Origin of the sequence: Micrococcus luteus (genome assembly GCF_022664405.1) — a bacterium.
In the GTDB taxonomy this organism is placed as follows: domain Bacteria; phylum Actinomycetota; class Actinomycetes; order Actinomycetales; family Micrococcaceae; genus Micrococcus; species Micrococcus luteus.
Map to the genome: position 1 here is coordinate 83,925 of NZ_JAKRLB010000004.1, position 18,754 is coordinate 102,678.

Here is an 18,754-nt window from a genome sequence, read left to right on the forward strand (position 1 = left end):
CCCGTCATGAACGCTCGCTCTGCTCACACCACCGCGTCAGGCCCAAGTCGACGCGCCGTCGCCACCGGTCTGGCCTGGTCTGTCCCCGCCGTCGCCATGGTCTCGGCGGCACCGTCCTTCGCCGCTTCGCTGCGCAAGGATCCCGGCATCAACGGCTGGGTGCTGAACACGACAACTAATCATGGCGGTTGCCGCTATTCTCTCGAGGTGAACTCGGCGCCCACTCGTGGGGGTGCCACTCCCGATGGCGCGCCCTGGGGGCTCTACCTCTATGACGTCTCGAAGGACGCCAGCTACAGCGGCGCCAAGCTCGTCTACTGGGTGCGTGGCACCCATACTGCGACGCAGAACCCGATCACCTGGCAGGCGGCCACCGGGCATTCAACGAAGTGGTCAGGCCCCGTGCGGGGTGCCGCGCAGACCAAGGCTGACGGTTTCAAGTACACCCCCTACACCTGGACGTACACCGGCACCATCAACCCGGCGAACGTCCGTAGTGACGGGCGGCTCTACCTCGAGACCTTCCATGTGCAGGCCACCAACTTCTCCATGTCCGAAAATGGCCAGTGCCTACCCCTGGACTACTGGACGTACCGGGAGATCGTCGTGGACCCGGACGGGCCCACCGGGCCGCAGCAGCCGATGACACTCAGCTTCGAACGCCGCAACGGGCCGAGCGGACCCTACGTTCCCGGCGCTCAGGGGCGCATGGCGGTCACGCCGGACGCCGAAGCCACAGCAAATCTGCAGCAGCTGAGCAGCTGAACCGGGCCACCCGCCCCCGTCGTGCGGGTGGTGTCCTGTCGGGGTTGCCCAGGCGAGGGAGCGCGCGCTCCGTGATCGACGAGGCCGCAGCCAGCACTGGCCGGCTCGCACAGACGTAGTGGGGCCCCGCACCGGAAGGTGCGGGGCCCCAGCGCGTGGAGGGGACTGGCGTCAGCCCTTCTTCGCGCGTGCGGCCCGACGGGACTTCTTTCCGCCCTTGCCGGCCGTGCCGGTTCCCTGCAGGTACTTGTCATGGGACTTGTGGTACGTGCTCTCGTACCCGTAGCCATAGGAGTAGCCGCCGCCGCGCTGGGAGCGCGCGACGCCGTTCATGACCACGCCCAGCAGATGCGCGTCCACCGCGGCGAGATTCTCCACAGCCGCCTCCAGGTGGTCCTTGCGGGTCCGCCCCTGACGCACCACGAGCACAGTCCCGTCCACGGCCGTGGCCAGGAGGGAGCCGTCCGTGACGGGCAGCAGGGGAGGGGAGTCGACGATGACGAAGAAGTCCTCCGATGCCAGCTTCAGCAGGGCCCGCATGCGCTTCGAGCCCAGCAGCTCCGACGGGTTCGGGGGCGTCCGGCCGGCGGGAAGCAGCGTGAGGTTCGGGATGCCGGTCGCCGCGAGGGCGTCGTCTGGCTGCACCTCACCGGCCAGCACCTCGGACAGGCCCACGTCGCCCGCCACCTGGAAGAGGTCGTGCTGCCGGGGCCGCCGCAGGTCGGCGTCCACCACGAGCACCCGTTCGCCGGCCAGGGCCAGGGCGCGGGCCAGGTTCGATGCGACGGTCGACTTGCCCTCGGAGGGGTCCGCGCTCGTGAACGAGACGACGCGGGGCGGCTCGTCGACGGAGACGAACTTGAGATTGGTGCGCAGCGCCCGGATGGCCTCGCCGGCCCGGGGGTCGAGGTCCACGGCCTCCTCGCCCGTGCGGGTCAGGGACGCGTTCTCCGGGACGGCCCCGATGACGCCGGCGCCGGTGATCTCCTTCACGTCGGCGCGGCTGCGCACCTTCACGTCCAGGAGACGACGGAGCACGGCGATGGCGAGTCCCGCACCCAGTCCGGCCACCGCGCCCAAGAGGACGTTGCGCCGGGTGTCAGGGCTCACGGGGGCAGAGGGCACGCGGGCATCGGACAGCGGCACGACCTCCAGCGGGCTGTTCTTGTCCACGTCCGCCGCCACGTCCGCCGTCGCCTGCAGTGCACTGTTCGCCAGCTGCGCGGCGGTCTCGGGATCGGTCGAGGTGGCGGTCACCTTGATCATGCTGGACTCGGGGACGAGCACCGCGGAGAGCGAGCCGTCGCCGTCCTGCCCCGTGTCCTGTGCCACGCGTTCACGCACGGCCTCGCTGTTGATCAGGGCGACGTAGGCCTGAGCCCGGCTCTCGGCGGGCAGGTTGCTGGTGATGAGGCTCTGATCTGCAGCCCGGGCGGCGAGGAACCCCTGAGATTCGGACGCGTAGATCCGGGGCTGCAGTGCGGAGTAGCCCCAACCCAACAGACCCCCCACGAGGGCTGCTGCCAGGAGCAGCAGGAGGTTGGCGCGCAGGAGGCGGAAGAAGTCGACGATCGTCACGGGGCACCTCGGGGGTCATGGACGGGGATGCGCGGGCCGTTGTGGCCAGGAAACGCACAGGTCCACGGTACCAACACCCACCGTGCGCTCTGAGGCCCCGAGGACGAGGCCCGCCACCGCGCTACGCTGAGCCGAGTATTGCCCGGCGTCCACGAAAGGTTCCGCACCATGCGCCCGAGCACGCCCCGTGACCGGACGGCTGCCCGCGCCATGGGGGCCGTCGCGCCACCCGAGGCCCGGCCTGCCAGGCGTCACCCCTCACTCGGCCTCTTCCCGGACGGTCAGGCCGCGTGGACCCGCTCCCCGTGGAACCCCTTGGTCACGCCGGCCTCACCGCGGCTGTTCGAGGCCGTGCTGGCCATCGGCCTGGTGATGGATGCGTTCACCGCTCCCGGCCTGCCGATCCCGTTCGCGGAGTTCTCCGCCATCCTTCTGCTGCTCCTCGCCTCATTCCGGCAGCCCCGCCGGGACCTCTCCCACTACGGCGTGCTGGCCCTCGGCGCACTGGCCCTGGTGGGGTATCTCGTCGCGGTGACCGTGCACAACGACCTTGACCCCACCCGGCGCGCCACCAGGATCACGCTCCTGATCCTGCTGATCTACGCCATCGCCAGCGAGCGGATCGACATCAAGGGCATCCTCTACGGGATGACGGCCGGAGCACTGATCAACGTGCCCCTCTTCTACGCGGGCCTGGCCCCGGACACCTACGGGGGCTACCTCACCGGCTTCCTCGGGGACAAGAACGTCTCCGGCCTCTTCTATGCGCTCCTGCCGGTGCTGCTCGTGGCCACCATGCAACGCATGGGTCCGAAGCTCCTCGTGCTGGGCGCCGGCTTCGCCCTGACCTTCCTCACCGGCTCGCGGACCTCGATGGCCGCGCTGCTCTGCGCGGTCGTGTGGATCCTCGTGAGCCCCTACCTGGGGTGGGCCCTCCGTCTCGCGCTGGGGGTCGTCCTGGGCTGGTTCGTCAGCTGGGCCGAAGTGAATCTGGCCGACCTCGGGATCTTCGGCGACCGCACGGGCACCGACTGGTTCCGCGAGCAGATCCAGGAGGCGTCCGCGGAGAAGGTGGCGGACACGTCCTTCTTCGGCCAGGGCCTCTCCACGGCCTTCGTGGAGCTGGACAACGTGTCCATGTTCTTCCACAACTCCTACCTGGGTCTCCTGGTCGAGGGCGGCTGGCCGTTCCTGGTCGTGGTGGTCGGCGCCTACCTCTGGCTGTGCCTGCGGCCCTTCGCCCGGACGCACCGCTCGCCTTCCCGTGTCGCCGTCGAAGCGGCCGCCCTCATCATCCTCGTGGCCTCGCTCCAGCTGGGGGAGGTGTTCATCACGATCTTCGGCGCCATCGTGCTCGGTTGCGGACTCCTGCTGAGCGCCCAGGAGGACGAGGAGGACCATGGCGCCCCCGCGAAGGACCGGGCCCACCGCCGCAAGCTGGACCGCATCGTGGCGCGGTCCCGACGAGCGGGCCGCTGAGCGCCACGAGCATCACCGGTGCTATCCTGTCCAGGTTGCCCAGGCGAGGGAGCGCGCGCTCCGTGATCGACGAGGCCGCCGCCGCGCGTCAGCATGCTGACCCGCTGCGGCACTGAAGCCCCCTCCTGGCCGCATCCCGCGCCGCCCCCGGCTGCGCGGCCGAGACCCCCACAGGAGGACGCATCATGTCTGACCAGCTCAAGATCAAGGTCACCCGCCGCACCGACTTCGGCAAGGGCGCCGCCCGCCAGGCCCGCCGCGCCGGTCTGATCCCCGCCGTCGTCTACGGCCACGGCCAGGAGCCCGTGCACCTGCTGCTGCCGGCCCAGGAGACCACCCTGGCCGTCCGCAACCCCAACGCCCTGCTCACCGTCGTGAACGAGGCCGGCGAGGAGCACCTGGTCCTGCCCAAGGACATCCAGCGCCACGCCATCAAGGACACCGTGGACCACCTGGACCTCATCGAGGTCCGTCGCGGCGAGAAGGTCATCGTCGAGGTCACCGTGCAGGTCGAGGGCGAGGTCGCCCCCGGCAACGACTACGTGCTGGACTACGTCACCGTGCCGGTCGAGGCCGAGGCCACCGATCTGCCCGAGGCCGTCACCATCTCCATTGAGGGCCGCGAGGCCGGCGACCACGTGTACGCCACGGACGTGCAGGTCCCCGCCGGCGCCACCCTGCAGCTCGAGGACGACATCGTCATCGCCACCGTCAGCGAGGTCGTCGAGCAGGACCTCGGCGACGAGTCCGTGCAGGAGGAGCAGGCCGCCGAGTCCGCTGAGGGCGAGTCCGAGGGCTCCGAGGACTGATCACGCCATGACGACGGGGACCACGCTCATCGTCGGGCTCGGCAATCCCGGGCCCGAGTACGAGCGCACCCGTCACAACGTCGGCCAGATGGTGGCGGATGAGCTCGCCTCCCGCATGGGGGTCGGGTTCACCCGCCACCGGGCCGGCGCCGTGGTGGCCACGGGCCGCCTCGGCATCGGGGGACCGCGCGTCGTGCTCGCGAAGTCCACCGGCTACATGAACGTCTCCGGACGCCCCGTCTCCGCGCTGGCGTCCTTCTACGGGATCGGCCCCGAGGACCTCGTGGTGGTCCATGACGAGCTGGACATCCCGTTCGACACCCTGCGCCTCAAGCGCGGCGGGGGAGAGGGCGGCCACAACGGCCTGAAGTCCATCACCGCCTCGCTCGGCACCAAGGACTACGCCCGCGTGCGCGTCGGCATCGGCCGACCCCCGGGCCGCATGGACGTGGCCGACTTCGTGCTGCGCCCCTTCACCAAGCCCGAGCAGGACGTCCTGCCCCTGCACGTGGACCGCGCGGCGGACGCCGTCGAGAAGCTCGTCACGGACGGGCTCGCGCCCGCCCAGCAGGCGTTCCACTGAGCCTCCCGCCCCGGGCGGACGTCCTCGACGGGGGCTCAGCCCCAGGCTCAGGGGGTCGGGGTCACGGCACGGGCCAGGGCATCCGCGATGGTCTCCAGTGCGGGATCCATGATCTGGATCATCTCCGCGTACCCCTCCACCGGCCCGCGGAACGGGTCCACGACGTCGAGGGGCTGGGCGGTCGACCGCGCGAGGGCCCGGTGGCGGGCCGCCTCCGCCGCGAACGCACGCACCCCGCGACCGGCGGGGATCCAGTCCCGCCCGTCCCGCTGGTCCATCGCGCGGACCAGCGCCGCGAGCTCCAGCACGGTGAACACCCGCGCGACGGCCTGCGGCACTTCTTGGAGTGCGAAGCGCATGTGCTCCTGAGCCGCGGCCAACACGAGATCCGCCTCCGCCACCATGAACGGTTGCAACGCGGCGGGACGGTGGCCTTCCAGCCCGGTGACGCCGGCCTCGGCGCCGAGCCGCACGAGCGGCGGCGGCACCGTCAGTGCCTGGTTCGGCTGGGAGCCGGCGCTGCCGACCTCCACCCGGCCGGGGGCCAGGACCGCCAGCCGGCCCTGCAGGGCCCGGCTCGCATAGGCCGAGCGGCACACGTTGCCGGTGCACACGATGAGCACGGCGTCCGGCGAGGGAAGGGCCCGGCGCCCCCGCCGGGCAGGCGGAGCCGAGCTCGACAGCGCCGGGCGACGGGCGAACGAGATCAACTGCGCGCGGCTCCGCCGTCACGCTCGAGCCACGAGGACAGCGCCCGGGCCTGACGATTGACGACCTTGCCGACCATCGGCTCGGCCTTCGCCGCGAGCTTCGAGCCCACCAGCGGGATCCGGCAGACGAGGGTGCCGTCCACGGAGAACTGGGAGCCCTCACCGGCGGCGGTCAGGCGGAGGGAGCCGTCCGCCGTCGCCTTGGCGGAGGGCACGGTGATGGTGGTGGTGCCGGTGCGGGAGCCGTCCGCGGCGGGCGCGTCCCACCGCTCCACCTGCTCCACCTGGAGGGCGGAGCCGATGAGCTTGCGGGCCATGTCCGGGACACGGTCCGGGATGCGGTCCGCGGGCAGGGAGCGCACGGCGGTGACGGTCATCGGGCCCTCCGGGGAACCCTCCACGGAGAACGAGACCAGGGAGCCGCCGAAGGACTCGACCACGGAACGGTGGAAGTCCTCGGACGCCAGGGCGGCTGCCACGGCCGACGGCGGGTGCGGGATGGGCTGCTGAGCGGAAAAGGCCACGGTGTCTCCTCGGGGTCAAGTCGGACCGCGCCCGGCGGGCCATGAGAGGGCCGGCACCGGTTCGCCGACGGCGATGGGCGTCCGTTCCTCACCTTATATGCTGGCCTCCGCGACCCGGGTCCCGCGCACGGTGCCGGGACCGGCCGCGCGACCCCTCGTGAACCCCCTGGAAGGTGTGTCCGCCATGTCGGCACTCTGGGCCGTGGCCCTCATCATGCTCCTGAGCGGGACGGCGAAGCTCCGTTCCGGCGAGGACGTGCAGGCCACGTTCACCCGACTCAGGGTGCCCCGCCCGTTCGCGGCCCCCAGCCTGGCGCGCGCGTTCCCCTGGCTCGAGCTGCTGCTCGCCGCCGCCCTCCTGCAGCCCTTCACCCTGCTGCGTCCCGTCGTCGGCCTGGTGGCCGTGGCCCTCTTCGCCGCCTTCCTCGCGCTCGTGGTCCGGGCCCAGGACGACGGCGTCTCGTGCGGCTGCTTCGGCGAGGCCTCGGCCGCCCCGATCTCCCGCACCACCGTGGTCCGCAACGTCGTCTTCCTGGCCCTCGCCGTCCTGGCCCTGGCCGAGGGGATCGTCTCGCTGGCGGTGCACGGCGCGGGCCTGGCCTGGCAGCCGCTCACCGCCTTCGGCGCCGGGGCGTGGGCGTGGGCCCTGCTCGTGTCCGTGCTGCTCGCGACCGCCGCGTTCCTGGCCGGGCGCGAGTCCGTCCCGGCCGCACCCGACGCCGCCCCGGCGACGCCCACGCCCGAGGCCCCGGCCGCCGTCGACCCGGCCGACGGCGCCGAGCCCGAACGCCACCCGTTCCCGGACGCCGTCGTGGTCGCGGACGGCGAGTACACCGGTCTGCACCGGCTGGTCGCGGACGGGGCCGTGGTGGCTCTGCGCCTGTCCACGGGGTGCGGCTCCTGCGCGCGGGTGATCGAGCGGCTGGACGAGTTCACGGACGCGCTCGGGCCGGTCCGGCTGCGGGTCCTCATGCCCCAGTACGCCCCCGGCGCCGAGGGGGCGATCCGCAGCGGCGCCGTCGACGCGTCGCTCGTGCTCGCCGACCCGGCCGGCGCCGCCTCGCAGGCCGTCGGCCTGCACTCGTTCCCCACCGCGGTGCTGCTCGGCACGGACCGGCTCACCGCCGGCGGCCCGGTGGGCGGCGCCGACGACGTCCTCGCCTTCCTCGAAGAGATCCGGGAGATCATGACCACCGAACTGCCCGCCGCCACGGACGGCTCCACCGCCACCCCGGAGGTCCGCGCATGAGCGCCCCCGAGACCACCCCCGTCCTGGCCCCGCTGCTGCCGCGCCTGCGCGCCGAACGCGCGCTCGAGGCGGCCGCCGCCTCCGCCTCCCGGCCGCTCGAGTCCCGGGGCGTCGAACTGGAGATCGGCCTGCCCGACGGCGCCCGCGCACCCCTGCTGACCGTCCTCGCCGAGGCGCTGGCCGAGGGCCACGGCGAGCGCGCCGCCGTCCTCGTGGTCACCGCGACCACCCGCGAGGCCGAGGACCTCGTGACCGACCTGGCCGCCTGGGCCCCCGCCGGTGCCGCCGCGCTGTTCCCGTCCTGGGAGACGCTGCCCCACGAGCGCCTGTCCCCGCGCTCGGACACTGTGGGCGCACGCCTGGCCGTGCTGCGCCGCCTCGCCCACCCCGAGGAGCACGCGGAGGGCCCGCTGCGCGTCGTCGTCGCCCCCGTGCGCGCCGTGCTGCAGCCCCTCGTGGCCGGGCTCGGAGAGCTGAGCCCGGTGACCCTGCGGACGGGGGAGGAGCGGGACTTCGACGGCGTGGTGGCCGCGCTCGCGGACGCCGCCTACTCGCGCGTGGACATGGTCAGCCGACGCGGCGAGTTCGCCGTGCGCGGCGGGCTGATCGACGTGTTCCCGCCCACCGAGGACTACCCCGTGCGCATCGAGTTCTTCGGCGACGAGGTGGAGCAGATGCGCTGGTTCTCCGTGGCGGACCAGCGTTCCCTCGAGGACACCACGGAGGACGGCTCGGGCCACCCCACCGAGCTGTACGCGCCCCCGTGCCGCGAGCTGCTGATCACGGACCACGTGCGCCGGCGCGCGAAGGAGCTGATCCCGGCCATGCCCGCCGCCGCGGACATGCTGGACCGGATCGCGGAGGGCGTGGCCGTGGAGGGCATGGAGTCCCTCTCGCCGCTGCTGGCCGAGGCCATGACGTCGCTGCCGCGCATGCTGCCCGCCGGGTCGCTGACCGTCCTTGTGGAGCCCGAGCGCCTGCGCGGCCGCGCCGACGACCTGCTGGCCACCAACGAGGAGTTCCTCCAGGCCGCGTGGGCCGGTGCCGCGCAGGGCGCGGTCGCCCCGGTGGACGTGGCCGGGGCGGACCAGTCCGCCGCGGGCGGCTTCCTCACGGTGGCCGAACTCCGCGCGGCCGCGCTCGAGCAGGACCAGGGGTTCTGGTCCGTCACCGCGCTGGTCTCGGACGATGAGCTGCTGCCCGACGCCGCCACCCTGCGCGCCACCCTCGGCGTCCCGCAGACCTTCTCGGGCGACATCGAGGCCATGGTCGCGCACACCCGCGTCCGGCTCGCGGAGGGGTGGCATGCCGTGGTCCTCACCGACGGCCCCGGCTCCGCCCGCCGTCTCGCCGAGCTCAACGCGGAGGCCGGCCTCACGGCCTCCGTGGTGGACGGGCCCCTGCCCGCCGACCTCGCCCCGGGGCGGGTCTCCATCGCGACAGCGCCCGTCGGCTCCGGCTTCACGATCCCGGACGCGCAGATCGCCCTGATCACGGAGCACGACCTCTTCGGCCGGCACCGCACCGCGGGCACGCGCGCCCCCGGGGCGCGGCTGGCCCGGAAGCGGCGCAACGCCGTCGACCCGCTGACCCTGCAGCCCGGCGACCACGTGGTGCACTCCCAGCACGGCATCGCCCGCTTCGTGGAGCTGCAGCGCCGCAAGGTCACCGGCGGCCCGCGCACCGCCCCCGGCGCCGAGGAGTCCTACCGCGAGTACCTCGTGCTGGAGTACGCGCCCTCGAAGCGCGGCGCCCCCGGCGACCGGCTGTTCGTGCCCACCGACCAGCTCGACCTGATCTCCTCCTACGTGGGCGGGGAGACGCCGTCGCTGTCCAAGATGGGCGGCTCGGACTGGGCGCAGACCAAGTCCAAGGCCAAGCGCGCCACCCGCGAGATCGCCGGCGAGCTCATCCGCCTGTACTCGGCCCGCATGGCCTCGCGCGGCCACGCGTTCGCCCCGGACACCCCGTGGCAGGGCGAGCTGGAGGAGGCCTTCCCGTTCATCGAGACGCCGGACCAGCTGACCACCATCGAGGACGTCAAGAAGGACATGGAGGCGGCCGTTCCCATGGACCGGCTCGTCTCCGGCGACGTCGGCTTCGGCAAGACCGAGGTGGCCGTGCGCGCCGCGTTCAAGGCGGTGCAGGACGGCAAGCAGGTGGCCGTCCTCGTCCCGACGACGCTGCTCGCCCGCCAGCACCACCAGACGTTCTCCGACCGGTTCGCCGGCTTCCCCGTGAAGGTGGCCGCGCTCTCCCGGTTCCAGACCGCCAAGGAGTCCAAGGAGGTCATCGAGGGGCTCGCGCACGGCGAGGTGGACGTGGTGATCGGCACCCACCGGCTGCTCTCCGACCAGGTGCAGTTCAAGGACCTGGGCCTGGTGATCGTGGACGAGGAGCAGCGCTTCGGCGTCGAGCACAAGGAGGCGCTGAAGAAGATGCGCACCAACGTGGACGTGCTCGCCATGTCCGCCACGCCCATCCCGCGCACCCTCGAGATGTCCCTCACCGGCATCCGCGAGACCTCCACGCTGGCCACCGCCCCGGAGGAGCGCCACCCCGTGCTCACCTCGGTGGGCCCGTACTCGGACCAGCAGGTCACCGCGGCCATCCGCCGCGAGCTGATGCGTGAGGGCCAGGTGTTCTACGTGCACAACCGCGTCACCACCATCGACAAGGTGGCCAAGCGCATCGCCGAGCTGGTGCCGGAGGCCCGGATCGCCGTCGCCCACGGCAAGATGAGCGAGGCCCGGCTCGAGCAGATCATGGTGGACTTCTGGGAGCGGAAGTTCGACGTGCTCGTCTCCACCACGATCATCGAGACCGGCCTGGACATCGCCAACGCCAACACCCTGATCGTGGAGGACGCCCACCGCTACGGCCTCTCCCAGCTGCACCAGCTGCGCGGCCGCGTGGGCCGTGGCCGCGAGCGGGCGTACGCGTACTTCCTGTACGACCCGCAGAAGCCCCTCGGCGAGGTGGCCCTCGAACGCCTCAAGGCCGTGGCCACCCACAACGAGCTCGGCGCGGGCATGCAGCTGGCCATGAAGGACCTCGAGATCCGCGGCGCCGGCAACCTGCTCGGCGGGGAGCAGTCCGGCCACATCGCCGGCGTGGGCTTCGACCTCTACCTGCGGATGGTGGGCGAGGCCGTGGCCGACTTCAAGGGCGAGGAGGACACCGCGCCCGCCGAGGTGAAGGTGGAGCTGCCGGTCAACGCCCACCTGCCGCACGACTACGTGCCGGGGGAGCGGCTGCGCCTCGAGATGTACCGCAACCTCGCCCAGGCCGCGGACGACGCCGCCGTGGACGCCGTGGTGGAGGAGCTCAAGGACCGCTACGGCCCGCTGCCGGAGCCGGTGGAGGCGCTCGTCGCCGTCGCCCGGTTCCGCAACCGGGCGCGGGCCGCGGGCGTCACCGAGGTCATGCTGCTGGGGCAGAACGTGAAGTTCGGCCCCGCCGCGGACCTGCCGGAGTCCCGCCAGATGCGCCTGACCCGCATGTACAAGGGCGCCCAGGTCAAGCCGGCCCTGAACGGCGTCCTCATCCCGCGTCCCAAGACCAAGCCGGTCATGGGTCAGGATCTCGTGGACGTCCCGCTGCTCGAGTGGGCGCAGCAGGTGGTCGACGCGATCTTCGCGCCGGAGGGCTGAGGCGGGTCAGGCCGTCCGCACGCGGACGAGGACGCCGTGCGCCTCGAGCATCTCGAGGAAGGCATGGACGTCGGCCGCGACGTCGGCGGGAGCGAGGCCGAACGCCTCCGCCACCTGGACCGTGACGTCCGTCGTCGACAGCGGCACCGGCGGATCCGCGACCAGGTCGTCCTCCGGGGTGCGGCCGCCCACGAGGACGTCCCAGATCACGTCGCCCGAGGCGCCCAACAGCAGCGGCTGACCGGCCTCGAGCGTCATGACGGCGGCCTGGCCGCCGGCGGTGCGGGCCCACGCGATGTCGGGGGAGATCGCCCAGCCCTCGGTGGTCTCAACGGTCACGGCGCACCGCCTTCGTCCAGGCCCAGCCGGCGAGTGCGCCGAGCCGGGCGCGCTGCTCGCGCCACAGGTCTGCGCGGGTGACGGGTCGGCCCAGGCGCATCTGCAGATGGGGGCGGTTCACCGGGATCGTGCGGGCCACGAGGGCGGCCCGCTCCCGCACCGTGGCGGCCGACCGCCACCGGGTGCGGAACAGCTCAAGACCGCTCTGGCTCTCGTGCAGCGCCGCGAAGAGGGTCAGCTGCCGGGTGTCGACGCCGTCGGCGGCCTCGCCCGTGGCGACGTGCCAGGCCGCGCCCGCGTCCAGTCGGCGGGCTTCCTCGCGCAGGGCGGCCCAGCTCTCGGCGGGGAGGGACTCCCGGATGTGCCGGACGTCGAGGCCACCGCGGAACGGGTCGCGGGCCGCGTGGACGATCACGACGAGCCGCTGATGGCGCGGGCTCGGCACCGGGACAGACCGGCCGGCGATCACGAGGTGGATGTGCTCGCTCCACAGGGCGTCGAAGGCCGCCTCGGGGGACGCGCCGAGGCCGGGGAAGAGCCGATGCACGTCCACGTACCCCAGCTGGTCATGCCAGAGCGTGGCCGCGTGCTGGAAGATCGACCCCTGAGAGAAGGTGGCGACCGGTTCCCAGCCGTGGGAGCCCAGGAGTGCGATGACGGCGTCGGCATCGGCCGGAGGGACCAGCAGGTCCACGTCCGAACTGCGGCGGTGGTCGGGGTAGACGCCGGGCTCGGTGGCGTAGCCCTTGAGATGCAGGCCGCGGATGCCGGCCCGGTCCAGCAGATGCGTGATGCGGGCGTGAGCGAGGCGGACGCGGACCTCGAGGTCCAGGGACGGCGGGGCGGCCGGTCGCTGTCCCGTCGCATGTTCCCCCATGGCCGCGAGCTTAGTCGAGCGAAAGGAGGGCCGTCGTCGACTGTGCTTGATACGTTGTTGGGCGAGGTTGAACTTCGGGTGAATTCATGGACCGGTGGCAGGAGATCCGCATGGTCCCGGGAGCCACGACGCGGCGCGCCCGCCAGGAATGTGCGAGAGGGCTGGCAATGAGCTGTGCGGCCCATCTACACTCAGCTGGAGAGTTCCACAGCAAATACTCACCGAGTATCCCGCGGTGCTCCGTCCACTCGCGTAACCCCGTTCGGGCGCGAAAGCCACACCTCGACTCGAAACGAGTGAAGCCATGCAGAAGAACACCTCCACCCTCTCCCGTCGCAAGGTGACCGCCGGCATCGCGTGGTCGGTTCCGGCGGTCGCCGCCGTCGCCGCCGCCCCGTTCGCCGCCGCCTCCCCCTCGTGCGTCAACACCGCGAGCACGGAACCGGTGAAGTACCCCGGCAACTCGACTGGTGGAGGTGGCAAGCTGAAGCACGCCTACGGCTTCTCCGTCACCGTGACCAACCCGACGCGTGGCCGGATCCGACTGTCTGCGAAGAGCGTGCTCATCGACTTCGAGAAGAAGGGCACGTACACCGGTGAACAGCTGATGATCTTCGACAAGGATCCGTGCCTGGGCGGCGTGCAGCTGAATGGCAACAGCGACCGGCTGATCCTCGAGCCTTCCGGGACCGCCGGGGACACCCGCACGTTCTGGTTCGTCGTGAGCAACACCGGCAACTCGGCCAACGATGCCGGCTGCATCCGCGCCACTCTGGGCGTGGCTCTGGTCAAGGGTAGCCAGCCCGTGGCCAACCTGTGCACCGAGGCCGCGGTGGACAAGGCCTGCTTCACGGCCACCCCGCCGTCGGCTGTCTGCTGATGTTCTGAGCGCCACCGCGAAGGGTCCCGCCTCCTCAGAGGCGGGGCCCTTCTGCATCCCCGGGCCTGCGCCGTCGGTGCGACGACCTGGCCCCGCAGCCGGGCGAGGTCAGCGTCGCGACGCGTCGCCCGCGGTCCCGGCCGCGGCGTCGGCGGCGTCCCGGGGCGCCTGGTAGTAGACGTCATAGCTGCCGCCGTCCGCGCCGTAGCCCCCGCCGTAGTAGTCCGAGCCCACACCGGAGGCCGGGGTGCCGTTGAGCACGACGCCGAGCACCCGGGCGTTGACGCCCGCGAGCATGTCCCGGGCCACCTCGAGGTGCTCCTTGCGGGTCTCGCCGTGGCGGACCACCAGGACGGTGCCGTCCACCGCCGCGGCGAGCAGGGTGGAGTCCGTGACGGGCAGCACGGGCGGGGCGTCCACGAGCACCATGTGCGTCTCGGCGAGGGCGGTGAGCAGATCCCTCATCCGCTCGGAGCCGAGCTGCTCGGACGGGTTAGGAGGGGTGCGGCCGGCCGGCAGGAGCAGCAGCCCGTCCTCGCCCACGGGGATCAACACGTCCTGGAGGGCGACGTCCCCGTTGAGGACCTCGGACAGGCCCACACGGCCGTCGACGCCGAACTGCAGGGCCTGGCGCGGGCGACGCAGATCGGCGTCGATGAGGATCACCGGCTGGCCGGCGGCCGCCACGGTCAGGGCCAGGCTGCCGATCACGGTCGACTTGCCCTCGCCGGGGTTCGAGCTGGTGAACGCGATGGTGCGGGGCGGGTCGTCCACCGCAGCGAACCGCAGATTGGTGCGCAGCTGGCGCACCGCCTCCGACGCGCGGGGGGAGAGGGGCGCCATCGGCGCCGCGCGTTCCGCCTTCATGCTGGGATCCAGGGGGATGGCGCCGAGCAGGCCCGCCCCGCCCGCCACCTGGGCGTCCGTCGTCGTCCGCACGTTGACGTCCAGCAGCCGCCGCAGGAACGCGACGACCAGACCGAGGACGAGACCTGCGCCCAGGCCGTACAGCAGGTGGCGGACGCGGTCCGGGCTCGAGGGCGCGGCCGGCGCGAGGGCGTCCTCCATGGCCGTGACCTTGACGTTGGACGTCGGATCGAGCTCGTTCGCCACGTCGGCGGTCGCCACGAGCGCCCCGTTGGCCAGCGCGGCGGCCTGCTGCGCATCGGGGGCCACGGCGGACACCGTGATGAGGTTCGAGTTCGGCACCAGGGCGGCGCTCATGGTCGCGCCGACGGTGTCCAAGCCCTCGGCCGCGATCCGCTCACGGACCGTGCGGCTGTTGATCAGCGGGATGTAGGACTGGGCCCGGGTCTGGGCGGTCTCGGTGCCGGAGATGCTCGCCTCCCCCTCCACCGTGACGAACGCGGTCGAGGTCGCGGTGTACAGCGTGGGCTGCAACAGCGAGTAGAGGAGGCCCAATGCCAGGCCCAGGGCGGCGCACCCCAGGATCACCAGGCGGTTCGCGCGCAGCACACGGAGGAAATCGATGACGTTCATGGGGTCCCAGGATCGAAGGGCAGCGGCTCAGCTCACTCTAACAAGCGGGACAGCCCATTCCTTCGCACTCGTCTACGCTGGGCGTGGGGCGGAGACGCGCCCCGGCAGGGCGACGGAGGGGCGGTCATGACGGTGGGGCACGATGCGCACGGACCGCGGCACTCCGACCCCCGCTACGTGGCCCTGCAGGCGGAGCGGGAGAGACACGCCCGCGCCGCCGCCCGCGGCACGTCCGTGTGGTCGGCCGACCCGGACGCCGTCGTCCCCCGCGAGCCCCTGCGCATCCCCGAACTGCTGCTCGGCGCCCTGCTGGCCATGGAGGCGTTCGGCGTCCCCCTCGGCCCCGTGGCGCTCCCGCTGAACGAGGCCGGCATGCTCCTGCTGCTGGCCCTGGCGCTGTGCCGACGGTCCCGCCGCGATGTCTCCGCCCTCGGGTTGACCGCCGTGCTCGCCGCCGCCGTGCTGCTGTTCCTCGCGATCGTCTCCGTGTCCCAGGGCATCCCGGACCTGGAGTGGCTGCGCCGGTGGGTGCGGATGGCGGCCCTCGTCGGGCTCGTCGGCTGCATCGCCGGCGGCCGGCTCAGCCTGCGCTCGCTCGCCGTCGGGCTCGGCGCCGCCATGGCCCTGAACGTGCCCCTCTTCTACGCCGGCCTCGTGCCCGCGCCCTACGGCAGCTTCCTGACCGGCGTCCTCGCGGACAAGAACGTGGCGGGCCTCTACTACGCGGCCATGCCGGTCCTGGCGCTCGCCCTCGTGCGGACGCGGCGGTGGAAGCTGATCCTGCTCGTCGCCGCCGCGGTGTGCGTCGTCCTCACGGGCTCCCGCACCTCCATGGCGGGCTTCGCCTGCGCCGTCCTGTGGCTCTGGCTGACGCCGCGGATGGGGGCGGGTCTGCGCCTGGTCCTGCTGGCGGTCCTCGCCTGGGCGGTCGCGTTCGCCGAGGAGAACCTGGCCCGCATCGCCTTCTTCGCGGACCGCACCGGCACGGACTGGCTGCGCTCGAACATCCAGGCCGAGACGGCCGTGCGCGTCGCGGAGACGCCGTGGTACGGCCGGGGCCTCACCACGGCGTACGTGGACTTCGGCGGTGCCACGTGGCACTACCACAACTCCTACGCGGGCCTCTACACCGAGGGCGGCGTCGTGCTCCTCCTCGCCGTCCTCGGCGCGTACGCGTTCTTCGGGCTGCGCCTGTTCAGCGCCCGGCTGCGCACCCCCTCACGCGTGGCGGTGGAGGCGGCGGCCGTCGTCGTGTTCGTCTCCGCGACGCAGCTGGGCGAGGTGTTCATCACGATCCCGAGCATGCTCGTCGTCGCCGCCGGCGTGACCCTCTGGCTCGACGAGCGGGACGCCCCGCTCGAGAGCGAGGTGCTCGAGCGGCGCCGCCGTCGGGTGCTGGCCGCGGCGCGCCGGGGGCAGCACGCCCCGTCCTCCGGCGGGCACGCCGTCCCCGATCTCTGACGCCGGCCGGTCAGGCGCCCGTCGGCTCCTCCTCCACGAGGTCCCCGTCGAGGGCCCGGGCGATCTCCCACGCCAGCAGCTCGACGATCGGCTGCGCGGTCTGCGCCATGGCGGCGTAGCCCTCGGCGGGGCCGCGGAACGGGTCCGGCAGATCCGCGTCCGGTCGCTCCCCCTGGGCGATCAGGCGGGAGCGCAGCTCCGCCAGCGCCGTGACGAGCGCGGTGACGCCCGCGCCCGGAGGGACCGCCGCGGCGAGCTCCTCGCCGTGGTCGCGCAGGAGGGTGCCCATGCCGAGGATCGTGAAGGTCCGGCGCACCGCCGCGGGGTCCTCACGCAGCACCTCGTCCAGGTGGTCGTCCGTCGCGGTCAGGACGAGGTCCTGGTCCGCCAGCGAACGCCCGGTCAGCTGCTGCGGTCGATGCTGCGTCAACGCGGCGCGGACTCGGCGGCTCGGCGCGAGGTCGAGCAGCGGACCCGGGACGGTCAGCGCCTGGTTCGGTTCCGTGCCCGCGCTCGTGACCACCGCGCGGCCCCGGTCGCCGAGCAGGGCGTTGAGCTGCGCCTGCAGCGCGTACTCCACGTAGGCGGAGCGGCAGATGTTGCCCGTGCATACGACGAGGACGCGGGCGCTCGGCAGGGGGCCGGGGACACGGTCGGCCGGGTGGGGGAGGAACGCCGGGCCGAGCCGGAACTCGGCGAGGCGATCCTCCCGCGCCGGGGAGGCCGCCGGGGCGTCGGCGTCGCCGCCGTCACCCGCCGGGTGGCCGCCGTCGCGGGTCGACACCTCGGGCTCCTCCGGCGTCGGCGGCAGGAACGGATTGCGGATCGGGGGGCGATGATCCCTGCTCATGGGTGTGTCCTCTCCGAGGCGGTCGTGACGCGCGGCAGCGCGGACGTGACGGGGTGCGGGGGCTCCACGTGTCGCAGGCGGTGCACCGGGTGCCAGCGGCGGCGCGCCCCCGTGAACGGCTTGGACAGGGGGGTGGCGAGCAGGGCGAGGCCTGCCAGCCAGCTGAGGGCGAGCGCGAGGGCGAACTTGACGGCGTTGTCCTCCACGCCGTGGCGCGTGACCCACATCAGCACCCAGCCGTGCAGCAGCACCACCACCGTGCCCGTCCGGACCAGGGCGGTGATGACGCGGCGCAGGGCCTGACCCGTCCCGGTGCGTCGGGCGAAGGAGCGCAGCAGCCCCTCCACCGTGGAACCGAACACGAGCACCATCCCCGCGGACATCAGGACGCCCACGGCGGGGGTGAGCACCGGCGTGCCGAAGCCGCCGAACTTGATGTTGGGCGGCTCCAGGCCCAGCCGGACCGCGACCAGCCCGAGCAGCACCAGGCCGAGGCCGATGAGCGTCCGATGGCGTCGCACGTGCGGCTGGACGCGGCGACGGAACGTCTCGCCGCTGAGGACGAACAGCAGGCACGGCAGGGCCAGCCCGACGCCCAGAGGCGTGCGGGCGATCGCGGAGTCCGGCACGAGGTGGGCCCACGCCAGCCCGGCCAGGCCCACGGCCCAGGCGACGGCGGACGGGAAGCGCTCGAGGAATCGGCGCAGCACCGTGGTGAAGAACAGGACGGAGATGAACCAGAACGCCCACCACGGGGGCTCCTGGTCCGCGCCCCCGTACCAGCCGGTGAGCATCAGACGCCGTAGGAGGTCGGGGTCGTCGGCGAACCACGCGAACGCGGCCACGGACATGAGCGCCGCCCACACCAGGTACGGCACCATCAGGCTCCGGAAGCGGCCCCGCACGTCCGTGGCCCAGGGGCGGCCGCGCGTCCAGAAGTAGCCGGTGAGGAAGAAGAACAGCGGCATCCGCCAGATCTCCAGGTACCGGCTGAAGGTGAGGTCCGTCAGGTACGCGTGACCCAGCACCACCGCCGCGATGGAGACAAGCCGAAGGGCGTCCACCCCCGTGTTGCGGGTGGACGCCCTTCGGCGCGCGGCGGCCGGACGACCGGTGTCAGCGATCCTCGGCTCCGGGACGGCTCAGCGGTGCGCGGCGCCGGTCTCGACGGCGTGGGCGCCCGAGGCGGCGTGCTCGACGACGGGACGGGTGTGGATGGCGGTGGTGTCCACGGTGTCGCTGCGGCCCAGGAACGCCTTGGGGATCATGAAGGCCACGGTGGCCAGGGCCAGCGCGATCAGGCCGGGGATCCAGACCGACTCGAGCGACCAGAAGCCCATGGCGTAGAGGCAGCCGAGGAACGCGCCGAAGGCGACGATGAAGGCGATCAGGGAACCCCAGACGCCGCCCACGTTGGAGTGGTCGATGGCCTTGCCGTTGCGGATCACGTGATGCTCCTTCGGTGCGGTCCCGGCCGGGGCGGACGCCCGGCCGAAG

The 18,754-nt window shown here is 72.7% G+C and carries 17 protein-coding genes; 8 read left to right on the forward strand and 9 right to left on the reverse strand.

The annotated features are described in order from the left end of the window. Nucleotides 1-6: 6 nt before the first annotated feature. Nucleotides 7-765 carry a hypothetical protein gene (locus tag MF605_RS02865; RefSeq protein ID WP_134416384.1) on the forward strand — a complete coding sequence of 253 codons (759 nt, stop codon included), beginning with the start codon at nucleotides 7-9 and terminating at the stop codon, nucleotides 763-765. A 171-nt stretch (nucleotides 766-936) separates the two neighbouring features. Here MF605_RS02865 and MF605_RS02870 read toward each other — a convergent pair whose 3' ends face one another. Beyond that, complete coding sequence (locus tag MF605_RS02870) at nucleotides 937-2,343, reverse strand: tyrosine-protein kinase domain-containing protein (protein WP_134416386.1); 1,407 nt, start codon at nucleotides 2,341-2,343, stop codon at nucleotides 937-939. A gap of 168 nt (nucleotides 2,344-2,511) precedes the next feature. On the opposite strand from MF605_RS02870, the gene MF605_RS02875 reads away from it, so the two are divergent. The 3 genes from MF605_RS02875 to pth all read left to right on the forward strand — a co-directional run bounded on the left by MF605_RS02875 (nucleotide 2,512) and on the right by pth (nucleotide 5,214). After that, the gene (locus MF605_RS02875) at nucleotides 2,512-3,822 is read left to right on the forward strand and encodes an O-antigen ligase family protein (protein WP_242821234.1); all 1,311 of its coding nucleotides are present in this window, start codon (nucleotides 2,512-2,514) and stop codon (nucleotides 3,820-3,822) included. Nucleotides 3,823-4,007: 185 nt separating this feature from the next. Next, on the forward strand, nucleotides 4,008-4,631 hold the full coding sequence (locus tag MF605_RS02880; protein WP_134416388.1) for a 50S ribosomal protein L25/general stress protein Ctc: 624 nt from the start codon (nucleotides 4,008-4,010) through the stop codon (nucleotides 4,629-4,631). Nucleotides 4,632-4,638: 7 nt separating this feature from the next. Next, the gene (pth, locus tag MF605_RS02885) at nucleotides 4,639-5,214 is read left to right on the forward strand and encodes an aminoacyl-tRNA hydrolase (protein ID WP_044659563.1); all 576 of its coding nucleotides are present in this window, start codon (nucleotides 4,639-4,641) and stop codon (nucleotides 5,212-5,214) included. Nucleotides 5,215-5,261: 47 nt separating this feature from the next. Here pth and MF605_RS02890 read toward each other — a convergent pair whose 3' ends face one another. Both MF605_RS02890 and MF605_RS02895 read right to left on the reverse strand, forming a co-directional pair. Next, nucleotides 5,262-5,837: an arsenate-mycothiol transferase ArsC gene (locus tag MF605_RS02890; protein WP_119217478.1), complete on the reverse strand. Its 576-nt coding sequence runs from the start codon at nucleotides 5,835-5,837 to the stop codon at nucleotides 5,262-5,264. Between the two features lie 83 nt (nucleotides 5,838-5,920). Next, nucleotides 5,921-6,448 carry a DUF2505 domain-containing protein gene (locus MF605_RS02895; RefSeq protein ID WP_036317366.1) on the reverse strand — a complete coding sequence of 176 codons (528 nt, stop codon included), beginning with the start codon at nucleotides 6,446-6,448 and terminating at the stop codon, nucleotides 5,921-5,923. A gap of 184 nt (nucleotides 6,449-6,632) precedes the next feature. Here MF605_RS02895 and MF605_RS02900 point away from each other — a divergent pair, with 184 nt between their 5' ends. Together MF605_RS02900 and mfd are read left to right on the forward strand one after the other, a co-directional pair. After that, entirely contained in the window at nucleotides 6,633-7,697 is a 1,065-nt protein-coding gene (locus MF605_RS02900; protein WP_134416390.1) for a MauE/DoxX family redox-associated membrane protein, read from the forward strand. Beyond that, on the forward strand, nucleotides 7,694-11,350 hold the full coding sequence (gene mfd, locus MF605_RS02905) for a transcription-repair coupling factor (protein WP_134416392.1): 3,657 nt from the start codon (nucleotides 7,694-7,696) through the stop codon (nucleotides 11,348-11,350). The genes MF605_RS02900 and mfd overlap by 4 nt, the downstream gene beginning before the upstream one ends. A 6-nt stretch (nucleotides 11,351-11,356) precedes the next feature. On the opposite strand, the gene MF605_RS02910 is transcribed toward mfd, so the two are convergent. Both MF605_RS02910 and MF605_RS02915 read right to left on the reverse strand, forming a co-directional pair. After that, on the reverse strand, nucleotides 11,357-11,689 hold the full coding sequence (locus MF605_RS02910) for a PqqD family protein (protein WP_134416394.1): 333 nt from the start codon (nucleotides 11,687-11,689) through the stop codon (nucleotides 11,357-11,359). After that, nucleotides 11,679-12,566, reverse strand: a complete 888-nt coding sequence (locus tag MF605_RS02915; RefSeq protein WP_134416396.1) for a nucleotidyltransferase family protein — start codon at nucleotides 12,564-12,566, stop codon at nucleotides 11,679-11,681. The genes MF605_RS02910 and MF605_RS02915 overlap by 11 nt, the downstream gene beginning before the upstream one ends. A gap of 304 nt (nucleotides 12,567-12,870) precedes the next feature. Here MF605_RS02915 and MF605_RS02920 point away from each other — a divergent pair, with 304 nt between their 5' ends. After that, nucleotides 12,871-13,446, forward strand: coding sequence for a hypothetical protein (locus MF605_RS02920; RefSeq protein WP_134416398.1), 576 nt, complete (start codon nucleotides 12,871-12,873; stop codon nucleotides 13,444-13,446). Nucleotides 13,447-13,554: 108 nt separating this feature from the next. Here MF605_RS02920 and MF605_RS02925 read toward each other — a convergent pair whose 3' ends face one another. Next, on the reverse strand, nucleotides 13,555-14,946 hold the full coding sequence (locus MF605_RS02925; protein WP_134416400.1) for a tyrosine-protein kinase domain-containing protein: 1,392 nt from the start codon (nucleotides 14,944-14,946) through the stop codon (nucleotides 13,555-13,557). A gap of 126 nt (nucleotides 14,947-15,072) precedes the next feature. Between MF605_RS02925 and MF605_RS02930 the strand changes: the two genes are divergently transcribed. Next, on the forward strand, nucleotides 15,073-16,407 hold the full coding sequence (locus tag MF605_RS02930; RefSeq protein WP_129867207.1) for an O-antigen ligase family protein: 1,335 nt from the start codon (nucleotides 15,073-15,075) through the stop codon (nucleotides 16,405-16,407). A 10-nt stretch (nucleotides 16,408-16,417) separates the two neighbouring features. Here the strand turns inward: MF605_RS02930 and MF605_RS02935 are convergent, their stop codons facing one another. The 3 genes from MF605_RS02935 to MF605_RS02945 all read right to left on the reverse strand — a co-directional run bounded on the left by MF605_RS02935 (nucleotide 16,418) and on the right by MF605_RS02945 (nucleotide 18,705). Continuing rightward, the gene (locus tag MF605_RS02935; protein ID WP_134416402.1) at nucleotides 16,418-17,257 is read right to left on the reverse strand and encodes an arsenate-mycothiol transferase ArsC; all 840 of its coding nucleotides are present in this window, start codon (nucleotides 17,255-17,257) and stop codon (nucleotides 16,418-16,420) included. Then, nucleotides 17,254-18,321, reverse strand: coding sequence for an acyltransferase family protein (locus tag MF605_RS02940; protein WP_134416404.1), 1,068 nt, complete (start codon nucleotides 18,319-18,321; stop codon nucleotides 17,254-17,256). The genes MF605_RS02935 and MF605_RS02940 overlap by 4 nt, the downstream gene beginning before the upstream one ends. 78 nt (nucleotides 18,322-18,399) lie before the next feature. Then, the gene (locus tag MF605_RS02945; RefSeq protein WP_036317357.1) at nucleotides 18,400-18,705 is read right to left on the reverse strand and encodes a hypothetical protein; all 306 of its coding nucleotides are present in this window, start codon (nucleotides 18,703-18,705) and stop codon (nucleotides 18,400-18,402) included. Nucleotides 18,706-18,754: the final 49 nt, after the last annotated feature.